At 56.9% G+C, this 2,799-nt stretch carries 2 protein-coding genes and 1 pseudogene; all 3 read left to right on the top strand.

Annotated elements, in window-relative coordinates; all coding sequences use genetic code 11:
* Window positions 1–468 precede the first annotated feature (468 nt).
* The 3 genes and pseudogenes from BDE01S_RS09745 (at window position 469) to trxB (ending at window position 2,652) form a co-directional block, all read left to right on the top strand.
* Window positions 469–987: a hypothetical protein gene (locus tag BDE01S_RS09745; protein WP_066080926.1), complete on the top strand. Its 519-nt coding sequence runs from the start codon at window positions 469–471 to the stop codon at window positions 985–987.
* Between the two features lie 150 nt (window positions 988–1,137).
* Window positions 1,138–1,458, top strand: a pseudogene (locus BDE01S_RS09740) (hypothetical protein); the annotation flags it as partial.
* A gap of 246 nt (window positions 1,459–1,704) precedes the next feature.
* Entirely contained in the window at window positions 1,705–2,652 is a 948-nt protein-coding gene (trxB, locus tag BDE01S_RS09735) for a thioredoxin-disulfide reductase (RefSeq protein ID WP_066080923.1), read from the top strand.
* Window positions 2,653–2,799: the final 147 nt, after the last annotated feature.

Here is a 2,799-nt window from a genome sequence, read left to right as displayed (position 1 = left end):
CTCTCCGACTATATATTCAGACGGCAGCAAGAAAAACGCTTGCCTGCCCCGCCCCGCGCGGTTTATGCTTATGCACACAGCCCCGCCGCCGCCGCAAAAATGCGCGCAAACACACACAAAAGGTAAAATAAATTGGAAGGATTACAACAACTTATAGAAATGTTGGTCGCTTTTGCCCAATGGCTGTTGAAATTACTCGACTTTTTGTTTTAAACTAAGCCCATACATTATTTTCTTTGCCCGATTTGATTGTCATGCAAAACATCATCCGACCAGCCGCTTACTATTATTGGTACCACACAAACGTGCGGTACTCTTTTGCGCTTGTCTGAACGATGTCTTGCCATCACTGACCGAGCAACGCAAACCGGGCCGCCACATATCAGGCGGCCTTTTTTGTATCCGTATATTCCGCAGCCGTCTGAAAATCCTGCCCCAAGCCAACGATTTTTTTTAAGGACTGCTGCCATGAATACCGCCACCCAAACCCGCATCACCCCGTCTGCCCAAACCGCCCCGCTGCACCGCTGCCGCCTGATTACCGACGGCAACGCCCACCGCCCCGATTTGTGCGACGGCAGCCTGCCCGCCGCGCAATCCCTGCTGGTCAGCGAAGCGCTGCTGCCGCAAATCCGCACCGTCGCCGCTCTGATCGCCGCCGAGCGCCACCGCGCCGACAGCCGCAGCCCGAGCGTGTTTACCGAAGAAGCCGACTTCTTCGCCGCCCGCATTCTGGTATTAGGCGTGCGCCGCTTCCATCTCGACATCACGCTGCTGCCCATGCTGAAAACCGCCAACCGCCGCGCCCAAGCATTCGCCCGCGCCCGCAAGCTGCCCTTCACTCCCGCCGAAATGCACATGAGCCTGCACGCCGGCCGCCCCGCCAACCTCCTGATTATCGAAACCGAACACGAAATGCCCGAATGCGGCGGCATCGTCGCCAACAGCATCGCATTCGCCGCCAAGCTGCCGACGCTGCCCCTGTAAATGCCGTCTGAAAATCGCGGATAAAAACCCGCAAAACGCTTGATAAATTCCGAATTGCCGCTATATTACGCTCATGGCTTCCCGCATTGTGCGGCAAGCACGCCGAAAACCCCGGCAGATGTCCACACCACTTGATACAAGGGAAAAACCATGAAAAAAATGATGGCTCTGGCCGCCCTGTCCGCATTCGCGCTGGCTGCCTGCAAAGACAACACCCAAGCGCAGCTCGAAGCCCAACAAAAACAAATCGAAGCCCTGCAGCAGCAGCTCCAGCAAACCCAAGCCACGCAAGAAGACAACACCGTTTACGCCCTGGCCGCCAGCGCCGTGCAGGAAACCATTCCCGCAGAAGCCCTGGCCAACAACGGCAACGGCGAGCCGGTGACCGGTACCGACGGCCAGCAATACATCTATGATCAATCCACCGGCTCCTGGCTGCTGCAAAGCCTGGTCGGTGCCGCCGCCGGCGCTAAACAGCAAAAGGCCGTCTGAAATCCATTTTCAGACGGCCTGTTTCGCACACTTTGCCGCACATCCTGTCTGCAACACCGCAGATTGACCGGCAGACATACCGATATATAGTCGGTGAAATTCAATTCTGCTACAAGGCGAGCCAACGCCGTAGCAGGATTTAAGTTCGACGACTATATTTTCAGACGGCCTGCTTTCCCTTACAATGCCCGCCGTCTGAACCGACCTGTTGAAAAAGGATTTCTCATGAGCCAACACCACAAACTGATTATCTTAGGCTCCGGCCCGGCCGGTTATACCGCCGCCGTCTATGCCGCGCGCGCCAACCTCAATCCCGTCATCATCACCGGCATCCAGCAGGGCGGCCAACTGATGACCACCACCGAAGTGGACAACTGGCCCGCCGATGCCGAAGGCGTACAAGGCCCCGAGCTGATGGCGCGCTTTATGGCGCACGCCGAGCGTTTCGGCACAGAAATGATTTTCGACCAAATCCACACCGCCGAGCTGCAACAGCGCCCGTTCAAACTCATCGGCGATATGGGCGAATACACCTGCGACGCGCTGATTATCGCCACCGGCGCATCCGCCAAATACCTGGGCTTGCCGAGCGAAGAAACCTTTGCCGGCAAAGGCGTGTCCGCCTGCGCCACCTGCGACGGCTTTTTCTATAAAAACCAAGATGTCGCCGTGGTCGGTGGCGGCAATACCGCCGTGGAAGAAGCGCTGTATCTGGCCAACATCGCCAACACCGTTACCCTGATCCACCGCCGCGACAGCTTCCGTGCCGAAAAAATCATGGTCGACAAGCTGATGAAGCACGTGGAAGAAGGCAAAATCATTCTGAAACTGAACGCCTCCGTCGATGAAATCCTCGGCGACGACAGCGGCGTCAACGGCGCGCGCCTGAAAAACAACGACGGCAGCACCGAAGACATCCGCGTCAACGGCGTGTTCATCGCCATCGGCCACAAACCCAACACCGATATCTTCAAAGGCCAACTCGATATGGACGCCACCGGCTACCTGCAAACCAAAGGCGGCACGGGCGACAACGTCGGCCTCACCAATATCGAAGGCGTGTGGGCAGCCGGCGACGTCAAAGACCACACCTACCGCCAGGCCATCACCAGTGCCGCGTCCGGCTGCCAAGCCGCTCTGGATGCCGAACGCTGGCTGGACAGCCAGGCCTGATTGTTTCGGGTATCACACAAAGCCGTCTGAAAACTGCTATTTTCAGACGGCTTTTTATGGTACAGCGTTGCTTAACCACATATAGTCGGAGAGTAAATTCTGAGACAAGGCGAGCCATCACCGTAGCAGGAATTACACTTCGACTAT

The organism is Bergeriella denitrificans NBRC 102155, assembly GCF_001592185.1.
Taxonomy (GTDB): Bacteria; Pseudomonadota; Gammaproteobacteria; order Burkholderiales; family Neisseriaceae; genus Neisseria; species Neisseria denitrificans.
Note: the sequence above shows the minus strand (reverse complement) of the source record. Positions and strands in the feature narration are given on the sequence as shown.